This window comes from Kitasatospora nipponensis, from assembly GCF_039528135.1.
Classification (GTDB): domain Bacteria; phylum Actinomycetota; class Actinomycetes; order Streptomycetales; family Streptomycetaceae; genus Kitasatospora; species Kitasatospora nipponensis.
On record NZ_BAAALF010000006.1, the window covers coordinates 1 to 17734 of the forward strand.

Here is a 17734-nt window from a genome sequence, read left to right on the forward strand (position 1 = left end):
GTTGAGGACTGGCACCGCCTCGGCGTACAGCTCGACCTCGCGCACGGTGTCAGCGGCGTCGAGTTCGAAGCGGTGGTGGGCACCGCGGCTGGCCAGTCGACGCAGGATCAGATCGGGTGCGGCGGTGAGGAGGACAGCCAGGTCGGGCAGGGTGACGCCCGCGTTGATGGCGAGGATGAAGTCCAGGGGGACACCGTCCAGGCGCTGGAGGACCAGTGAGGAGGGCAGGTAGCGGTCGCAGAGCACCGTATTGCCCTGTGCCAGCGCCGGGCCGACCTCGACCGCCAAGTGGTGGCGGCGGTCGGAGGCGACGAGGAGGGCAAGGGCGTGGCCGTGGATCTCGTTGGCGTTGGCACGGGTGAAGGTGCCGATGAGGCCGGTGGACGGCTCGGTGGTCGGGTGGACGGCGTGCCCGGCTGCGCGGAGGGCGGCGGTGGTGGTGTCCCGTGCCGTGCTCTTGCCCACTGCGCCGGGGCCGTCGAGGGTGATGAAGACCATCAGACTGCCACCGCTTCCAGCGCGCGTCCGCCGGCCTGCCGCGTCCGCTCGTACTGCTGCCGGGAGAGGTCGGCAAGGTGCTGGCGGATCACCGGCAGCGGCGACGCGGAGAACTGGATGCCCACGGAGAAGTTGAACTCGTCCCGGCCGCGCATCGCCTCGTCCGCGCCCTGCCCGCTGAGGTCGACGGTGCCGTACCGCATCATCTCGGCCGGGTCGTAGCCGTCTGCCAGCAGCCGGTCCCACACCGGGGAGCCGGGGTAGGGCCGGAACTCGAACACGGAGGCGCGGAGACTGGCGTCGGGCATGGAGTCGGCGAGGTCCCAGAGCCGGTGGATGTGGTCCACCGTGGCTTGCAGATCCTCGGCCCGCTCCCCGGGATAGCCGAGGATGAAGTACGACTTCACCGAGATCCCGCGCTCCATCAGGCGACGGGCGACGCCGATGGTCATCTCCGGAGTGATCCTCTTGTCCATCGTCTTGAGGACGCGGGCGGACCCGGACTCGACGCCAAGGGCGACCTCTTCCAGGCCGTTGGTGCGCAGGGTGTCGAGCATGGTGTCCGGAAGGCGGTCGAGGATGTTGATCCGGCCGGTCGCGTCCCACACGAAGCGCTCGCCGACCTTCTCCGCCTTGAACACCGCCGAGTGCTCCTCGATCACCCGACGGACGCCGAGGAAGAGGTCGTCGACGAAGCGGAAAGCGGTGCATCCGTGGAGGTCGTGGAGCTGGTAGAGCTCGGCGAGGATGTTGCGCGGGTCGCGGGTGCGGATGATGAGGTTCGGGTTCTTCGACGCCGCCGCGCCGCAGAACCCGCACTCGTACGGGCAGCCGCGCGAGCCCACGATGTTCGCCCGGCGCCGGCCGCCCGACGTCATGTAGGGGTCCTGCGGCATGAACCTCCGGTCCACGAACGGCAGCTCGCTGATGTTCGGGGACATCCAGCGGACGTTGTCGCGTGGGTCGCAGATGCCGATGCCGGTGGTGCCGAGCAGCCGGTCACGCCACTGCACCCCCGGTAGCTCCCGGCGGATCTGGTGGTCTTGCAGGAGGGCGGCCACCCGCGTCTCGCCCTCGCCGAGGATGAGAGCGTGGAGGTTGGAGAAGCGCGGGTCGGACAGCACCAAGTCCGGTACCGCCTGCGCGTGGTGGCCTCCGGCCATGACACGGATCGAGGAGTCCAGGGCAGCGGCGATCCGCGCCGACAAGTCGTAGGTGGGGGCGAGGAGGTTGAAACCGACCCATCGGGGCTGGAGTTGGTTGAGGAGAGCAGCGACCTCCTGGACGCCGAGACCGTACGCCTCGGCGTCCAGGACGCCCACGTTCATCCCCGCCACCTGCTCCGCGTACGTGGCGATGTAGGCGAGGCCGAGGACCGGGAGGGTGTAGTCGTTGGTGCGCGGCGTCAGGGCGTAGTCGCGGAGCGGAGCGTTGACGAAGACGGCGTCGAGGACGCGGGTGGGATCGCCGCCACTGATCAGGTCATGCGGATTGTCCGGCTGGGCAAGGAGCATGAATCCCCCAGGCGAGTGTGAGAGAGGTCAGGGTGTGGAGCTGCCGCGCGCTGCCGGCGCTCGCCTCCCACTCCGCCCCGAACACCTTGTCGTCCTCCGGCCACTGCACTCCGGGCGCGGCCTTGCGGGCCCAGGTGCGCACGGCGAGGTCACTGTGCGGGTAGACGGAGTAGTCGCCGGTGTAGTCGGCGGCGGCCGCGCGGGCGGACCAGGGGCCGATGCCGGAGACGGTGGTGAGGGCAGTGACGAGCTCGGCGGCGGGCAGGTCGTGCCAGCCGTCTCCGCGCTCGGCGTAGTCGGTAGCCGCGGAGCGGAGCTTCTTACGGTTGAAGGCGACGCCCACGGCGTCGAAGGAGTCGTCAGAGAGCTGGAGGACGACGGCCGGAGAGGGGACGGTGTGCACCGTCCCGGCGGCCGAGGCGTAGCTGATGCCGTAGGAGGTGGTCCAGCGGCGGTACTTCGTCTTCGCGCTGCCGGCCTGCACCACCTGCCGCAGGATCGCGGTGGTGATGGCGTCCCAGAGGTCGGGGTTGGTCAGGCGGCGGACGGGCCCCCGCTCCGTGAGGGCGGTGCGGAGTTCGGCCGGGGTCTTCGCCGGGAGGTCTTCGGGGTGTGCCTCGGACATGGCAGGCTTCCGGTCCTCCGCGCCGTCGAGGCAGCGGAGGTCGAGGACCCCGGCGTTCCAGGATGCGAGCCAGACGCCGGGGCCGGAGCGGACGACGCGGACGAGGCCGTGGCCGGGCCGCTCTTCCCAGGCGGGGTGGTCGGTAAGTAGCACGGTGACGCTCCTGACGTCCGGTGGCGGGATGTCAGGATCGTACGGTGGGGCGGCACAAGATCACTCCCACGGTGAGTAGTTGGCAGGATGCTCACCGTAGAGAGGTGCAGGTGCCCGGTTCGCCAGGGATTTCGGCCAAGTCCAGACCGCCTCGACCCCCAGCTCACCTGATCCGGCCAGCCCCGCACGGTCCGGCGCGGCTCCTGCTCGGGTCGCCACGGTGGCCGTGATCAGCGGCGGGGCGGTCGCGGCGTCGGGCGCAACCGGAACCGTGGCAACGGCTGAATCTCGCCGTCCCCAATTCGGTTAGGCGGCCGTGCTGCTAGCCGCGCGGAGCCACCTCCTTAGGCGGTGGGACCGGTGGCCGGGAGCTGCTGTTCCACCTCATCGAACTCCCCGTCTGCGGCGCCGGCCTGGAACGCCTCCCACTCGGCGGGGGTGTAGACGAGGAACGGGGCGTCGTGGTCCGCGCCGTGGCGCATCACCACGTTGCCGGTGCCGTCCTCCGGGAACGCCACCTGCGGCCCCTCGGTGTCACCGGGTGCGCCGTACCAGGTGACACAGCTCAGCTCCTCCCGTGTGTACTTGGGCTTCGCCACCGGCGCGCCCTCGGCCGGGGTGTTCTCCGACATCTCGCCCTCCTTCAACTCGACGGTGGCCGACTATCGGCCGCCCTCCAGAAGGTGGTGGCTGGCGAAGCCGTCGTCACCCGCCGAATCCTCCCAGACGACGGCCCGGCCGCGGTCAGGGGTTGCGCTGAGCTGATCGTTCGCGCTCGCAGTGGCTCCGGCGCGTCAACCGCCCTTCTCCAACTGGTCGAGCAGGTCAAGGACGAGGGCGTGGTGTTCGGTGGTGAGGCCGAGGGAGCGCAGGGCCCGCGCGACGGCCACCGGCTCCCGGTCGGTTACGGCGGCGGCGAACGCCCGCTGTTGACGGATGGTGGCCCAGGTCGACAGGTACTCGGGGGCGAGCTTCGCGCTGCGGCGGGCACCGACGCGGCGCCCGTCGACCTTCGCCGTCGCGGCCGCGTTGGGCGCGAGGCAGGGGGTGCAGCTGACGGTCGAGCACCCCGGCCTCTCCACGTCGGTGCCGAGGATGAGGAAGCCGCAGCGGGTCCGCTCGTCCTTCGCCGCGTGCGTCGCCGCGTGCCTGCTCGGCGCGATCACTCGCTTCGGCCACTCCTTCAACGCCTCGGTCCGCTGCCGGTTCAGCCGGGCGATGCCCGGGGAGTCGGTGTATATCGGGCAGGTGCAGTCGGGTGGGTGGCCGAGCCTCATCAGGCGGATTCTCCATGTGGCGGGCTGGTTCCCCAGTTGGGGAACCAGGGTCCGGGGCGGGTCAGGGGGGATCGGGAGGTGGGAAGCCGTAGTCGGGCAGGGCGTCCAAGCGGACCAGGCAGTAGAGGGTGAGGCCGTTCGGGGTGTAGGTGCGGCGGTAGAGGAACGCGGTGTCGCTGCCGGGCGGGACCGTCACCCCCTCCACCACGATCGCCTCGCCGGTGAGGATGGCACGGAGGACGAGGTCGGCCCCCTTCTCCACATCGTCGGAGCACGGGTTCGCCGGCCTTCGGTGCCTGCCCACTGCCGCACCCCCTTCTGTTACCTCGTCACGGCCGCAGCGACCGACCGGGCGGTGGGGTGGCGGCCGGGCGACCGTCCGGCTCAGCGCCCGTTGGAGGTGGGGCGGACGGCGGACGGGGTGTCGAACGCCTCCGCCACGCTCAGCCACCGCTCGGTGGGCTCGTGCTGGAGGAAGTCGGCGGTGCGGCGGGCGGCCGCGCGCGGGTCGAGACGGGCGCGGGTGGGCCCGGTGGGCAGGTACCCGCCGGACGGCTGCGCGGGCGGCGTCTTCCAGTGGGTGCCGGCCTGGCGTCTGGGCAGCGGATGCTCAGCCGCGGCGGTCTCGTCCTCGGGGGTGGCGCTTGCGGTCTGATTGGTCGTCACGGCGTCCTCATCTCGGTGTACGGCGGGCGGTGCCAGGGGCGGTGGTGCAGGGGGATGGGCTCGCGGGGCGGGCGGGGGACGGCGGCAGGCGGGGCGAGGAATATGGAGCCGCCCGCCCAGATGCGGGGCGCGGGCTCGGCGGTGGGCCGCGTCGGGGCGTCGGGGATCAGGAGGCCCGGGTCCTCCTGCACCCGACTCCGTGCCCTGCGCCGGGCCGGGGCGGGCGGCGGGTCCGAGCGGGCCGGGGCGGGCGGCGTGGCCGAGCGGTCCGGGGCGGGCGCGGCGGGGCGCTGCGGCACCGGCGGGCGCTGGTCCGCCATCCCGGTCCAGGCGCCCGGCCGCCACACCCGGCCCACCTCCTCGGTCACGACGCCACCGCCCGGTCCAGGTCGGGGGCGCCGAGGTCGACCATCGGCACCGTGCTGGTCACCACCTGCACTCGGTGGCGGCGGGCGTAGGAGGCGAGGGCCAGCGAGACCTTTGGCTCCGCATGCCCGGCGTGCCGGGCGGTGGCGGCCAGGTGGTGCAGCAGCGGCGGGGTGATCCGCATCCGGCCCTGCAGAAGCCGGAGGCGGTCCGGGCCGTGCTCGGCCACCAGCCGAGCTGCGTTGACGAAGTCCGGCTTCTCCACCAGGCGGGTCATGGTGAGCACGGGGCCGGTGCCCGAGCAGATGACGACGCCGTGGGCGGAGGCGCGTTGGATGTCGAACGGGGAGGTGAGGACGGCGGGGTGCTCGGGGTCGGTGGCGTCGATCAGCTCCGCCAGGGCCCGGTGCGCCGGGTCGACATTGTCGGAGAAGACGAGGGCGAGGTTGCCGGTGCGCAGGTGCTCGGAGCCGTTGAGGGCGGAGGTGACGTCGGCGTACTGCCCGCGCTGCGCGATGAAGTCGACATGGAGGCGCGGCTGCTGGCCGCCGGGCTGCTGGGCCAGCTGCCGGTAGCGGGAGGTGCCGCCCGGGCCGAACACCTGGTTGCTCCAGTCGGCGAGGCCGGCGTAGTAGGGGTGGTGGACGACCACGGCCCGCCGGGCACCGCCCGCCTCCGCCTCCTGGAGGACGTGGACGATGCCCGGCTGTCCCTCGACCGGGCGAAACTCCTTCGGCATGAAAGTGGACCACCCCGCGACCCTGGTGCCCAGTCCTCCGGCGGCGATGACCACGGCGGTGCTGCGCTGCGTCTTCATCAGATCGTCTCCGTCGACGAGTTGGTGGGGAGTACGGTGCCGGGATGCATACGCGAGTGACCGGCGTGGCCGTGAACAGTGATGGGCAGCTGCTGCTGCTGAACCAGGACACCGAGGGCGAGCGGACGTGGTCGCTGCCCGGTGGGAAGGTTGAGGACGGAGAGACCCTGGAAGAGGCACTCCGGCGGGAGATTCTGGAGGAAACCGGCCTGGAGGCGGAGGTCGGCACCCTCCTGTACGTCTGCGACGTCGTGGCGGCGCATGTCGTCCACATCTCCTTCGAGATCAAGGTGGTCGGGGGTCAGATCGGGCAGGTGAAGGAGGGCGCGGACACCCGCCCGATCCGTGGCGTGGAGTGGGTGGCGCTGGGCGAGCTGCCCGCCCTCGGCTTCACCGAGAAGTTCGTGCAGCTGGCTCGCGACGGGTGGCCGGGTGCCGGTTCCTACATGGGCCCGAAGTCGGCCATCGGCCTCTGACCGCTGCTACTCCTCGCTCTCACCAGCCCCGGCTTCGGGGCTGGTGAGAGCGGTGACGAGGGCACGGTCGAGGTAGCCGAGGGGGAAGCCGGTGGGGTCCAGGGAGTTGACCCACTCCCCGACGCGCGCCGCCAGTTCCCACGCCCCGATCTCGTCCGCCGCCCTGATACTCGGGTCACGCACCAGACGGACGCCGACACCGCGTGAGGCGCCGAGGAGGAAGCGCGAGCGGTCCTCCGCCACCGCCTCCCGCGTCGCGGGGGTGTTCCAGGCGGCGCCGACCAGGTGGCGGCGCAGCGGGAGTTCGAGACCGGCGGTCTCCCCCGAGTCCGGACCGTCCTGGCACCACACCTGCACGTTGCCGACCAGGTGGTGGATGTCCCCGGGCTCGCGGCCTGGCTCGACCACTGGGCTGGCGTCGCCGAAGCGGTAGTCGGAGTTGTAGACGGCGGTCGAGGCCGCCGCGGCTTCCAGAACCTCGGCCCGGGTGGGGAGTCGGGCGCCATGCCAGGCGGCAAGGGCGGCGGCGCCGAGCCAGGTGACCCAGTAAGCCGGGTGGTGCTCGTACCCCGGGGTCGGCCGCCAGCGGCCGTCCGGGTCGCGGTGGAGGCGGCCGCCGCGCTGCATCCTCATCGGGATGACGAAGAGGTTGACGCCGTCGCGGCCGTTGTCCATCCCCGCCTCGCTGAGGATGTTCAGGAGTTCGGCCATCTCCTCGTTGCTGACCAGGTGGGTGCGCCACGCCACCGTGCTGCCCTCCACCGCCGGGCGGTAGGTGGCGGGGCCCGGCCGCCGCTCCTGACCCTGCGCTGTCCCGCCCCGGGGGCGGGGAGCCGACGCGGCGGGCTCGCGCACCTCGTACAGCTCGTCGCCGGTGAGCCAGTGGCGGACGGTGTTGACCACTTGGCGCTCCACCACGTTGCCTGCGCGGGCCAGGGTCTCGGCGACGTGGTGGGGGACGAGGGCGGCGGTGCGCGCGTCCAGCTCGGCGACCAGCTCGCTCTTCTGCTGCCCGGTGGCGAAGGTGATGTCCGCGCCGCGAGCGCCGGCCTGCGCCCGTCCGGCCGGAGCGGGCTGGGTGCTCAGGGGGATGTCGAGGTAATCGGCGAGCTTGGCGCGCACCGCCTCGGGGGCCAGGACGTGGCGCTCGTAGGCGAGGTGGGCGTAGGGGCGGCCGATGCCGCCGACGTCCTTCCTGATCGCGTGCGCCAGGAGGAGGGAGTTCAGGGCGATGAGCCGGCCGAGGGCGACGGCGGGCTCCGGCTCGTCCTCGGGCAGCAGCTCAGCCCAGGGCGCCCACTGAGCGGACTTCCGTGCCGCGCCGCTCAGCATCTCGTAGCGGCTGGCGTAGTGCCAGCGCTCGAAGAGGTTGCCGCGCGCGAAGCTGCTGGCGATGCCGAGGGGGGCGCGGGAGAGGACGAGGAGCGGGGAGTTAGGGAGGAGGTTGGCGACGGCGCCGGTAGCGAACCAGAGGTTCGTCTCCTTCACCATGTGGCGCCGGCCGGGGTCGTAGAGGTCGGCGAGGGCACAGGCGAGGTGGTGGGCGGGGAGGCCGGGGAGGTCGGCGTCGGCCGGGCCGGGCAGGCGGCGGTTGTTGGGGGAGAGCGGGTGGTGTCCGCCTAACTGCTGCCGAAACGGCTCGTTGTGCTGGGGCAGGTGGGGGCGCAGGGTGTCGCTGACCCAGTTGCTCCCGACCCTCTCGAAGGTGCCGAGGGTGAGGAGCGGGGCTGCCTGCGCCTCGAACAGGGCAGCGACGTGCTCGGCGATGTCCACGGCGCTGCGCGCCGGATCTTCCCAGTCCTGATCGGTGTCGCTCCACGTCTGCGTACTCACCCTGGTCTCCAATTCTCGTCCCGTGCTGGTGGGTTGACGGTTCGCCCCGGGTGCCACCTTCCTCGCCCTTGGAGGCTGGCACCCGGGGAGCCGGTGGTGCCGCCGCCCGGGTCCGCGTGGGACGTGCGGGCCGGCCGGCGGCAGTGCCGCACCCTGTGAGCCACTCAGCTGGCCCCGGGCACGGCGGTCTACGACGGGCCCGCCCCGTCATCCCCGCCTGCCCTGCACGCGGTCTGCCGGTCGCGTGCGGGTGGTCGGCGGGGGCGGGCCCGTGGGTGGCTACCTGGGGCGCGAGGGGAGGCGCGCGCCGGGGGGCGTGCCCCGGCGGCCGGGGAGGGGCCGGGGCGTTGGTGGTGGTCTAGGCGGCCGCCGCGCTCTTGCGCCGGTCGTGCAGCCCGCGGCGTGCGGCGCGGAGGGCGGAGGCGAGGTTGCGAGGGTGGGTGAGGGCGCCGGTGCCGTCCGGCTCGACCAGCCAGCGGCGCCCGTTCACCGGTCCCTTCCCCGGCGGCGGGCTGCTCAGGACCGGGAAGACTCCCTGGACGGGTGCGCCGGTCAGGAGCTGGGAGCCGTTCATCTCCCAGAAGGCGGTGGAGGAGGGGACCAGGAAGTCCACGCAGCTGCCCAACTCGTCGGAAATCGCGGGGCCGATCGGCCCGATCTCCTGCACCACCTGGTGCAGCTGACCGAGGGCGGCGGTGCCGAGGCGGTGGTTGGTGATCCGCACGACGTAGAACGTGACCCCCACCCGGATGTCCGCCAGCTCGTAGCGGGTCCAGGCGGCGAGCACGGAGCGGTGGTCGTGGTTGGCCCGAGCCAGCCAGTGTGCACCGAGGACGTACGGTGGGGGAGCACCGCGCCTCACGGACATCTGGCTCTCGCTGCCCGTGCTTGCGGCTCTGGCGTGCTTCGCCATCTTCCCCGCTCCTCCCGTCCGTACGTCCTCGGTGCTGTCCCCCGTGGGTGGGTGGCCGCACCGGTTCGGCCACCCACCCCGGCACCTGCGCCGCCCCGGAAAGGGGCGCTGAGTGAGGCGCCTGGGTGCCGCCGGACCCGCGCTTGCTGTCCATCTGATTGCGAGGCCGGCGGTCTGTGCTCGGGCCGCACGCCGTTGTGCGGCCCGCTGGCCCCCCGCCCCCTCCGTTGGCCCGATGTCACGGAAGGGGCCGGAGTTGTGCCGGGGGCGGGGGTGCCGGGTTGCCCGCCCCCGGGATCGCAGGGCGGGGATTGGTTCCGGCGGCACCCCGTGTTCCGTAGCAGGGGTGCCGCCGGAGGTCTATGCGGCGGCGGTTATCGGCCGGGCACCGATGGTGCCGACGGTGACGGCCGGGCGGGCGTCCGCGATGCGGGCGGCGAGCGCGACGGTGTTCACCGGCCGCACCGGTTCCGGATCTGAGGAGCTGCCAGCCGCGGTGCTTTCCTCCTCCTGGTCCTTGTCGACGGGGCGCAGCGCGGCGATGTCCATCTCGAACCAGGAGATCCGAGTGCCGGCCTCCCAGTCCCGCTCGCTCCCGTGGTCGGCGGCCAGGCGGGAGATGATGAGCAGCCCCCGGCCGCCCTCCCATGCCAACCTTTTCCCCTGCACCCGCACGGCCGGGAGGGCCGGGTCCGTCACCTCCACCCGCAACCGTCCGCCGTCCGCGACGGCGACCCAGATCCCGAGGTCGTGCCCCTGCCGCTTCCGGCAGCCGTGGAGATAGCCGTTGGTGACCAGCTCGGACAGCATCAGCTCCAGGTTCTCTCCCTCCTCCTCCGTGAGGCCGAGGGAGAGGACGAGGAGCGGGACAACGGTCCGGCGGACCATCCCAACTGCCTCGGGAGAAGCGGGAATTGTGAAGTCGATGAGGGGCATGACAGTTCCTCCGGGTGTGCCGCTACGGACGGCATTGGGGGTGGTTCCGGGGAAGCGGCCGTGGCGGTCGCACGCATGTCAGGGCCCGGCCGAGAGCGACACGGCGGCGAGCTGGTCTGACGGTGAATCAAGATCACTGTGAGCAGGCAACGCTGGCGAACTGTCTCCGCAACCACCAACTCGTTGCGTGCAGTTCGTTACACACAGCATGGCCTCTGGTGCGATCCAGCGCAACCACTTCCGCCATCTGTGCAAGCTTGCACAGTCGTACGCAATGTCGAGGCATATGCCGTTCGAGGGCGGTAGCGCGCACCGCCAGCGGACAGGCACACTGTGCTGACGATCGACACAGGAGGGGCGAAGGTGGCATTCCAGCGGACCGTGAGGCGCATCCAGCTGGGCAACGAGTTCCGTCGCATCCGCGAGGAGCGCGGGCTTCTGCCCGAGGACGTGGCCAAGGCCCTGCCGAACTGGAGCGTCTACAAGATCAGCCGTGCCGAGAATGCGAAGGGCGCGGTCAAGGTCGAGCACGCCGCCGAACTCCTCGACTTCCTCGGGGTGGACGACGGCCAAAAGGCTGGCCTTCTCGACATCGCGAAGAACGCCCCGAAACAGGGCTGGTGGCTGCCGTACACCGGCGTGGTCGACGAGCAGACCGTCGACCTGGCCTCGCTGGAGAGTGAAGCGTCGGTGATCAAGACCTACCAGCCGTTCTTCATCCCGGGGTTGTTCCAGACGCCCGACTATGCGCGGGCGATCTTTACCGAGCTGGGCGGGTTCTCCGATGAGGAGGCACAGCGCCGGGTCGATGTGCGGATGGCCCGGCAGGCCGTCCTGACGCGCCCGAAGCCGCCGGAGATCTGGGCCGTGATCCACGAGGCCGCGCTGAGCGTCAAGGGTGGCGGCCCAGACGTCATGCGAGCGCAGATGGACCGGCTGATGCAGGTCGCCCGCTTCCCCAACGTCAACATCCAGATCATGCCGTCAGGCTGCGCGCTGAACCCGGCGATGAACGGCGCGCTGACCATCCTCGGATTTCCCTACGACCCTCCGCTCGACGTCGCCCTCGTCGTTGCGCAGCAGACCGAAGTGTGGATTGAAGAGCGGCAGGCGGTAGCGGAGTTCCACGGGACTTTCCAGAAGATCACGGCCGAGGCCCTTCCTCTGGACAACTCACTCGCATTCATCACCGAGAAGAGAGACAAGATCAAGTGAGCACCTACTACCCAAACATTGCCGAACTCGGCGTCACCATGCGGAAGTCGAGCTACAGCAACCAGGGCGCCGACTGCGTCGAGACCGCCGGCCTGGCCGGGGAGGTGGTTGTGGCGGACAGCAAGAACCCGACTGGCCCGGGCCACCGTCACCAGCCGCAGGCGTGGGCGGCGTTCGCCCGGGCAGTCGGCACCGGCACCCTGACCCCCGTCACGGCTTGACCCACAGTTCCGGCACTTCCGTAGCGTGCCGGCCTGCCAAGCTCATTCATGGGTTCCGAGCCGGGGCCCGGTAAATCCGCACACGCCTGTGGCCCCGTCACTTCCGTAGGGTGCCGGGGCCACAGCTGTGCGGTTGTTGATCGTACGCATCGGCCCCGACCCGGCGCTACGGAAGATTCCATACGATTCGCCGGAGGCAGCGCACCTAGAGCGGTGGTGGGTCTGGTGTTTCCGGTGAGGCGGTGTACACCGGATCTGTCGCTCCGCGGTATGCCGTACTTCGCGACTTCTCCGCACCCCGAGACCCAGCACAGGGTGTTACGTCTTGCTGGGGCCCGGAGCCCTGTTGCGCTACGGCCCTCGTGAGCACCTGCTCGGCGCGGTCGAGCGTCAGCCGCATCGCGCCGAACCGCCCCACTGCGTATCCCGCCAGATGCCCGTGCAGGTGTAGCTGCTCGACTGCCTGAACCCCAGCGTCAGCGTCCGGTGTGTCGGCCGGCGGGACCAGGGCGTGCAACTCCTCCTGCCACTCCCACCCGAGCTCGCGGAGTACGGCGCGGGCCTCCTCTTGCTCCCAGCCGCTTCGAGCGACCAGACCGTGCCGCGGGTCGGCGTAGAAGACGATGTTCGGGTTCGGCATCATCACGCGGAGCCTCCGGCGGTAGTCGTGGTTGACCGGCCAGCGGGGGCAGCAGCTGGGGCCTCGCCCCAGGCAGCGAGCTGGAAGCGCGCGGGGCGGTCTTCGTGCCGTCCAAGGCGGCATTCGTCGCCAGCCTTGCCGAGGGCCTTGTTCATGCGGCTGAGGAACCGGTCGTACTGCTCGTGCCACACGACGGTGGAGCCTGCGTCGGCGTAAGCGTCGTCCCGGGCGAAGGCCAAGGCGGCGATCTCGTATCCCAGGCCCTCGTGCCTATTCCAACAGGGAGGGATCACGTCCTGCGGCTGCCAGGCGTACCCCTCGTTCAGCCAGCGGCACACCGCGTCCAGCCACTCGGGCATCGGCTTGATCAGCTCGGCCGGCAGCGCGCCGAGGTCCCACGGCGGGGGGCCGTCGACCACGGACTCCTCCGTGCTCCGCTCCGCGATGTACTCCAAGATCAGCGCGGGCGGCTCGGGGAAGGGCTTGAACTGCGAGAGCAGGTTCGTCATGCAGCCGCCCCCTGTACAGCCCATGCAGTGGCGTGCGCCTTGATCTGTTGCCTCTTCGCCGTGGCCTGTCGAAGTCGCTCTGCCTCGTTCGCGGCCCGGAGCTGGCGGACGTTGCCCTCGATCTCCGCCCATTCGTCCCAAGTCCACATACCGTTAAGGCGGGTGATCACCGGTGGGAGGTTGTCCGCGAGCACCAGGGCGTGGCCTTCTGGCAGAGACTTGATCTCGTCGCCGCGCAGGACAGGCTCCAGGGCCATGTGCGTGGCGGTCGAGTGGCTGCCGCGGTCGCCGCCGCTGGTGGTCTTCGTGGTGCGTTCCCGTTCGACCTGCCCGCACAGGTCGGACATGTCTTTGAGGAAGGCGGGGTCCTTGGCTCCGCCGAAGACCACGACGTTGTTGGTGAACGCCGCCAGCTCGTTCGCGGTGTCCTCGCCGAAGCGGGCGCGGGCCGATGCCCAGCCCTGGAGACCGTAGATCACCGTGATGCCCCGACCCCGGCCATCTGCTACCCGCTGGCGAAGGCTGGGGATCGGCGCGATATTCGGTGCCTCGTCCAGAGCGGCGAGGAGAGCCGGGTCGAGCCGCCCGGCCGGGGACGCGAGTGCGTGGGCCTCGGCGACGTCGAGCAGGTCCTCCGTGATCGCGGTAGTCAGCGAAGCGACGCTGTTCACCTCCGAGTCCTTGCCGAGGAGGTAGATCGTGCCCCCTGCGTCAAGGAACTCGGTGAAGTCGGTAGGCACTTCACCGTCCCCTTGCAGGGCGCGGATCACCGATTGGTGCATGAGGGGTTCGAGGGCTGCGTCGAGCGTCGAGGCGGTGTTGCCGACGGTGCGGCTGTCGCCCGAGGTGGCGGTGCGGAGCATGTCCGCCCAGCCGGGGCCGGCGCCGGGGTGGGCGTTGAGGATGCCGACCGGCGCCGGGTCGGTCAGCTTGCGTGCCCACTTGAGCACCTGGTCCAGACTGGCGCCGTCGAGAGCTGCGGCGTGGAAGTACGCCGCGAGGATCTTGGACGCCTGTCCCTTGTAGAAGGCGGCGCCTTCGCTGGACTGCGCTGCTGCCCCCGGGGCCCGGGAGCCGGCCACGAACGCCTTGCCTCGCATCATGGCGACCTCTGTCTCGTCGGCGCCGGTGATCGGAGTCCACCGGAAGCGCGGGAGTGAGGGAGCGATGTTCTGCGGGTCGAAGACCATGACCGGTCGGCCGTCGCGTCGTCGTGCGTCGAGGGTCAACTCGACCAGGTCCGGCTTGGTTGAGGTGGCGAGGACCGGACCGGCCCACTTGCGGATGGTCGGGGCGAAGAAGCGCGTTGTCTTCCCGCTGCCCATGGGACCGATGACCCGGCATGCCTTGTCGGCGCGGGACCACAGCTCGATTCCTTTCGGGCGCTGCGAGGTCCCCAGCGAGTAGCCGAAGTCGTAGGGATCAAGGGGGTTGCGCATGACGTGCTCCGGAATGGGGGGAGGGACGGGTCAGGAGGTGGCGGAACGTTTTTCCGAGAGGTTCGCCGCCGCCGTGCGGCTCGGGTGGTCCTCGCCGCGGGTGAGGGACGGGCGGATCTCCGTGGCCTTGAGGACGGCTGCGGCCGACAACTGCCGCTTGAGCAGAGCCTTGTCCGCGAACCCGGCGTGGCGGGCGACCCGCTTCATCAGCAGCCAGACGGTGGCCATCGCCACCGCGCACACGGCGGTGAGGGCGTACAGGGCCAGCGACGTCCCGGCCGGCAGGAAGTTCACGACGCGGCCCTCAGCGCAGCACGCACGGCGAGGTAGCGCATGCGCCGGCCGCAGAGCTGAGACAACGCTGCGTCAGGTCCGGCACAACGCGGCGGTGCCGTGTGGAACGCACTGTGGAGGTCTTCCGCTGCGCGCCAGATGTGGGCGACAGCAGTGCGGACGCAGCCACCGGCGGCGGAGTAGTCGCCGTGGTCGAGCGCGGTGGCGAGCGCCTTCGTGCGCCGGGCGAGTTCGAGTGCGTCGGCGTGCAGCTGGTCGATGTGCTGTCGGACTGCGTGTTCGTCGGTGGGGAGCGTGGTCTCGGCGGTGGTGCTGGTCATGGAGGGACGTTCCGAATCTGTGCGGGCTTGGTCGACGGCAGCGAGGTGACGGGCGGCGTTCACGCGGCGTCCGGTTGGGTGCTGGTGAAGTCGGTCATCGAGCCGGAGGAGAAGCAGAGGTGCTGCTCGGCTTCGACCAGGAGGTGTTGAACAGCGGGGTAGATGACTTCCCCAACCACCCACAGAGCGATCCCGCGGCGCAGGCGCGTGATGTGGTCGGCCGTCCACGACGGCAGCCCCAGCCTCTCGACCGTCGCTTCCGCCTCGGCCTTCTTCTGGCTGTAGATCACGATGGTGTCCGCCATCTTCAGCGCGGCTTGAGTCTCTGGGCTGTCGTCGATGTCGGACAGGTGATGGACGAGACCGACGAAGCTCAGCCCGTAGCCACGGGCGAACTTGAGGAATTTCTCCAGCAGGGCGGCGAGTTGGGGAACCCCGAGGATGTGCCACGCCTCTTCGCAGATGAGGATGCGCTTGCGCTGGGTGTAACGGCGGCAGCCCGATTCGCGGTTCGGCCCGAGTTCCCAGGCGCCGGAGCCGGCATCGACCACCACGCGTTCGTGTCGGCTCGGCTCCGCCCCGCATTCGCACAGCGGCCGCAGCCAGACCTCTTCGAGGAACACGGCGATCACCGCGACGAGGATGGTCATGGCGACGCCGCCGGACGGGACCTTCGTCAGGTCGAAGACGATCATGTCGGCGTTGAGGTCCACACCGAGACTGGTGGGTCCGTCGAGCATCCCGGTCAGGTCGCCGGTCGCGTCCTCCTCGCTCCCGCAGAGCCGGTCCAGGACGTAGGACGCCTCCAAGCCGTCCCCGAGGAGTTCGTCCCGCGTCCGCTGTTTCGCCGTCGCGTCGGATTCCTCCGGCGCCCGGAGTGCTGCGGCGACGTCTGCGAGCACGGCGATTCGGCCCAGGTCGCCGGCCCGCTGGTGGGCCCTGCGGATCGCGATGCGCAGGGCGGAGCCTGCGAACTCGTCCAGCGTTCGGCCGAGGCCGAGTTCAACGATCGTCCGGACGAGTTCGACCTGCCTCCGGCCCGCGATGGCTGGGTCCATCGGGTTGATGCAGGAGGCACCAGGCCCGCCGCCCGGACTGAACTTCACCGGGGACTTGCCGGTCAGCGAGCGGCCAAGCGCGGCCCACTCGCCTTCCTCCCGCTCCTTCTGCTCCTTCGTGTCGAGGACTACCACTTGCCGTCCGAGCCGGATCTGCCGGGCCGCGTAGGTCTTGGCGAACGCCGACTTCCCCCTGCCCGTGTCCCCCATCACGATCATGTTCCCGCCGGGCAGACCGTCGCCGAATGCGCTGAACGGGCAGTAGATGAATGCCTTTCCGCTGTACAGCTCACGGCCGATGATCGCGCCCGCACTGCCCAGGGTCGGCGGTGCCACGGGAAGGTACAGGGCCTGACTAGTGGTCGTCTCGGTGTAGAGCGGACGGCGGACCGTCTCGTACATCGGGGAGAACGGGGTGAGTTCGAGGAGGTCAGTCACTTGATGCCCCCCGCGAAGGGCAGGGTCGTGGCGAAGGCGCGCGCGTGTTCGAGGTCAAGCCACTCGATCCGCAGGAGTGCGTTGCGGGCCCGGGAAGCGGTCGTGCGCTTCGTGCGCTCCAGCTCCTCGGCGCTGCGAGCGGAGATGGTGATGTAGCCGACGACTCCGGCGCCGGCCGCTCCCGAGGAGGCCAGGGCCATGCCGCGCGAACCCGTGGCGCTCGCCGCGATCTGGTCGCGGGGGTCGATGTTCTTACCCCGCTGGCGGTCCCGGTTCATCTCCGCCTGGTTGTTCGTGTCCTCCGCGAGCATCCGCTCCACGGCCTTGTCGTTCGGCTCAAGCTGCTGGGTGATGGAGATGGTCCGGATCACATCGGGCATCCCGATCAGCAGCGGCGATAGGAAGTCCGGTCCGACCGGTGTGGTCGGCCACCCGGTGACGGCGGCCGTCGCGTGGAACCAGCTCTCGGTGGAGCCCGCGGCTCGGGTGGCCACATGCGATCCCTCGCGGACGTCGACATTGCGGGGGAACGCGTGGGCCTGCCGGATGTCGGTGTCCCAGATGGCGTGGTCCGGGTCGTAGCTGTTGCGGATAAAGGCCGTCAGCCGCCCTTCATCCAGAGGCGCGATCACAGAGAGGTCGGCGTCCTCCGCGCGGGACCACAGTTCGTCCAGGTACGCGGCCATCGCTGCGGCGACCCCCTCGTCACCTGTCCCTCGCGCTGAGCCTTCGGCGGCCAGGTCCTTGGTGAACTTCGCGTGGATGGTGATGTAGTACCGGTGCTCCTCGGCGCTGGTCGACACCGCGTTGGCCAGCACGTCGTACGAGTCCTTGAGCCACTGCGGCGCGGTAGCCGTCGCTGCCGACTCGTCGCGCTGGGAGACGAAACGCCGGTGGGCGTACGGGTCGGACTTCATTTGCCGGGCGAGGACCTGAATCCTCTTCACCGGGTGCTCCTCGACGTTGCCGAAGGCGTCCAGCAACTCCCCCCAGCGCTCCAGCGCGACGACCTGTTCGGCGACGTCCTTGCCGCCGAGACCGGGGGAGGCGACCTCCACGGCTGCCGTGACGCAGCCGGCCTCTGGCTGGAGGACGACGATGGCCTGCTGCCCGCGGACCGTGACCGGAACCCACGTCATGCCCGCAATGCCTTCGGGCTCTGTGAGGGCGGCGTCCGGCGGCGTGCCGTCGCGGCGCACGCCGGCTTCGACGGCCGGGGACACCCAGACACCGCCGGTGCGGGCAAGTGCCTTGCGGTGGTAGCGGGTGATCCGCCACCAGCGGAAGAGGGTTCGTCGCTGCGAGGTGCCCTTCGGCCGGTACGGGGCGTACACGATCACGAGGACGAGCAGGATCGGCACGACGAGGCCAGCCGCTGCGAGGGCCGTCACCTTGTTGAAGAGCAAGCCCAGCAGGATGCCGGTCCCGGCACCAGCGCCGAGGACGACCTGCTCGCCGAGGTCACGGCGACCGACCAGGCCCGTCGGGCGGTGCTTTCCGAACTGATATGTACGAGTCGACATGGG

At 70.7% G+C, this 17734-nt stretch carries 21 protein-coding genes; 3 read left to right on the forward strand and 18 right to left on the reverse strand.

The window, feature by feature from the left end:
* The 9 genes from tmk to ABD323_RS03170 all read right to left on the reverse strand — a co-directional run.
* Window positions 1-498, reverse strand: a 498-nt coding sequence (gene tmk / locus ABD323_RS03130) for a dTMP kinase (RefSeq protein WP_344438791.1), incomplete at its 3' end; no start/stop codon positions are given.
* On the reverse strand, window positions 498-2012 hold the full coding sequence (locus ABD323_RS03135; protein ID WP_344438794.1) for a B12-binding domain-containing radical SAM protein: 1515 nt from the start codon (window positions 2010-2012) through the stop codon (window positions 498-500). The genes tmk and ABD323_RS03135, both read right to left, overlap by 1 nt.
* Window positions 1981-2637 carry a DNA glycosylase family protein gene (locus tag ABD323_RS03140; protein WP_344438797.1) on the reverse strand — a complete coding sequence of 219 codons (657 nt, stop codon included), beginning with the start codon at window positions 2635-2637 and terminating at the stop codon, window positions 1981-1983. Before ABD323_RS03140 ends, ABD323_RS03135 begins: the two co-directional genes overlap by 32 nt.
* 497 nt (window positions 2638-3134) lie before the next feature.
* Window positions 3135-3422 carry a DUF397 domain-containing protein gene (locus tag ABD323_RS03145; RefSeq protein WP_344438799.1) on the reverse strand — a complete coding sequence of 96 codons (288 nt, stop codon included), beginning with the start codon at window positions 3420-3422 and terminating at the stop codon, window positions 3135-3137.
* Between the two features lie 162 nt (window positions 3423-3584).
* Window positions 3585-4067 carry a hypothetical protein gene (locus ABD323_RS03150; RefSeq protein WP_344438801.1) on the reverse strand — a complete coding sequence of 161 codons (483 nt, stop codon included), beginning with the start codon at window positions 4065-4067 and terminating at the stop codon, window positions 3585-3587.
* Between the two features lie 61 nt (window positions 4068-4128).
* Entirely contained in the window at window positions 4129-4329 is a 201-nt protein-coding gene (locus ABD323_RS03155) for a hypothetical protein (protein WP_344438804.1), read from the reverse strand.
* Between the two features lie 122 nt (window positions 4330-4451).
* Window positions 4452-4733, reverse strand: a complete 282-nt coding sequence (locus ABD323_RS03160) for a hypothetical protein (RefSeq protein ID WP_344438806.1) — start codon at window positions 4731-4733, stop codon at window positions 4452-4454.
* A complete protein-coding gene (locus ABD323_RS03165) occupies window positions 4730-5101 on the reverse strand; it encodes a hypothetical protein (protein WP_344438808.1) in 372 nt (123 codons plus the stop codon). Before ABD323_RS03165 ends, ABD323_RS03160 begins: the two co-directional genes overlap by 4 nt.
* Window positions 5098-5916: a sugar phosphate nucleotidyltransferase gene (locus ABD323_RS03170; RefSeq protein WP_344438810.1), complete on the reverse strand. Its 819-nt coding sequence runs from the start codon at window positions 5914-5916 to the stop codon at window positions 5098-5100. The genes ABD323_RS03165 and ABD323_RS03170 overlap by 4 nt, the downstream gene beginning before the upstream one ends.
* Window positions 5917-5960: 44 nt before the next feature.
* Here ABD323_RS03170 and ABD323_RS03175 point away from each other — a divergent pair, with 44 nt between their 5' ends.
* Window positions 5961-6392, forward strand: a complete 432-nt coding sequence (locus ABD323_RS03175; protein WP_344438812.1) for an NUDIX hydrolase — start codon at window positions 5961-5963, stop codon at window positions 6390-6392.
* A 6-nt stretch (window positions 6393-6398) separates the two neighbouring features.
* Here the strand turns inward: ABD323_RS03175 and ABD323_RS03180 are convergent, their stop codons facing one another.
* From ABD323_RS03180 to ABD323_RS03190, 3 genes are all read right to left on the reverse strand, one after another.
* Window positions 6399-8225 carry an SUMF1/EgtB/PvdO family nonheme iron enzyme gene (locus ABD323_RS03180; protein WP_344438814.1) on the reverse strand — a complete coding sequence of 609 codons (1827 nt, stop codon included), beginning with the start codon at window positions 8223-8225 and terminating at the stop codon, window positions 6399-6401.
* A 358-nt stretch (window positions 8226-8583) separates the two neighbouring features.
* Window positions 8584-9138: a hypothetical protein gene (locus ABD323_RS03185; protein WP_344438816.1), complete on the reverse strand. Its 555-nt coding sequence runs from the start codon at window positions 9136-9138 to the stop codon at window positions 8584-8586.
* A 360-nt stretch (window positions 9139-9498) separates the two neighbouring features.
* Window positions 9499-10074 carry an ATP-binding protein gene (locus ABD323_RS03190; RefSeq protein WP_344438818.1) on the reverse strand — a complete coding sequence of 192 codons (576 nt, stop codon included), beginning with the start codon at window positions 10072-10074 and terminating at the stop codon, window positions 9499-9501.
* Window positions 10075-10407: 333 nt separating this feature from the next.
* On the opposite strand from ABD323_RS03190, the gene ABD323_RS03195 reads away from it, so the two are divergent.
* Window positions 10408-11289 (forward strand): helix-turn-helix domain-containing protein, encoded by an 882-nt coding sequence (locus ABD323_RS03195; protein ID WP_344438820.1) that lies wholly within the window; start codon window positions 10408-10410, stop codon window positions 11287-11289.
* Entirely contained in the window at window positions 11286-11510 is a 225-nt protein-coding gene (locus ABD323_RS03200; protein ID WP_344438822.1) for a DUF397 domain-containing protein, read from the forward strand. Before ABD323_RS03195 ends, ABD323_RS03200 begins: the two co-directional genes overlap by 4 nt.
* A gap of 642 nt (window positions 11511-12152) precedes the next feature.
* Here the strand turns inward: ABD323_RS03200 and ABD323_RS03205 are convergent.
* From ABD323_RS03205 to ABD323_RS03230, 6 genes are read right to left on the reverse strand one after another with little or no spacing between them, the layout of a single operon-like run.
* Window positions 12153-12659 carry a hypothetical protein gene (locus ABD323_RS03205; RefSeq protein WP_344438824.1) on the reverse strand — a complete coding sequence of 169 codons (507 nt, stop codon included), beginning with the start codon at window positions 12657-12659 and terminating at the stop codon, window positions 12153-12155.
* Complete coding sequence (locus ABD323_RS03210) at window positions 12656-14098, reverse strand: type IV secretory system conjugative DNA transfer family protein (RefSeq protein ID WP_344438826.1); 1443 nt, start codon at window positions 14096-14098, stop codon at window positions 12656-12658. Before ABD323_RS03210 ends, ABD323_RS03205 begins: the two co-directional genes overlap by 4 nt.
* Window positions 14099-14128: 30 nt before the next feature.
* Complete coding sequence (locus ABD323_RS03215) at window positions 14129-14392, reverse strand: hypothetical protein (RefSeq protein ID WP_344438828.1); 264 nt, start codon at window positions 14390-14392, stop codon at window positions 14129-14131.
* Window positions 14389-14712 (reverse strand): DUF6238 family protein, encoded by a 324-nt coding sequence (locus ABD323_RS03220; protein ID WP_344438830.1) that lies wholly within the window; start codon window positions 14710-14712, stop codon window positions 14389-14391. Before ABD323_RS03220 ends, ABD323_RS03215 begins: the two co-directional genes overlap by 4 nt.
* Before the next feature lie 59 nt (window positions 14713-14771).
* On the reverse strand, window positions 14772-16208 hold the full coding sequence (locus ABD323_RS03225) for an ATP/GTP-binding protein (protein ID WP_344438832.1): 1437 nt from the start codon (window positions 16206-16208) through the stop codon (window positions 14772-14774).
* Entirely contained in the window at window positions 16205-17731 is a 1527-nt protein-coding gene (locus ABD323_RS03230) for an SCO6880 family protein (RefSeq protein ID WP_344438835.1), read from the reverse strand. Before ABD323_RS03230 ends, ABD323_RS03225 begins: the two co-directional genes overlap by 4 nt.
* Window positions 17732-17734: the final 3 nt, after the last annotated feature.